This window comes from Shewanella sp. S1-49-MNA-CIBAN-0167 (assembly GCF_040310145.1).
Lineage (GTDB): Bacteria > Pseudomonadota > Gammaproteobacteria > Enterobacterales > Shewanellaceae > Shewanella > Shewanella psychromarinicola.
The window spans coordinates 1-252 of the sequence record NZ_JBEOPO010000394.1; the positions used below are offsets into that span (position 1 = coordinate 1).

1 protein-coding gene is annotated in these 252 nt (G+C 39.3%); it reads left to right on the plus strand.

Going from position 1 to position 252, the window contains the following annotated elements:
• A partial coding sequence (locus tag AAEZ00_RS21780; RefSeq protein WP_351090082.1) for a hypothetical protein occupies nt 1-252 on the plus strand: 252 nt, incomplete at both ends.

Here is a 252-nt window from a genome sequence, read left to right on the forward strand (position 1 = left end):
GAATTGTATTAATAAATAGAGCGTGGAAAGTAGCTAAAGAAGATCCATCTCCGCAACTTAATACGCTGTTAGCTAATAGATTAAAAAATCAAAAATCAGCTTGGCAGATAGAGCTATTTAGGAGCTTTCCTGAACAAGTATGGTTTAAAAAGGACTTGGACAACTATCCCGACGGCAGTGTTTTTAGTGTCCGATGGATGGACAATCCGATTACATCTTCCGATGGAGATATAAAGCCCCCTGTGTCAGGAT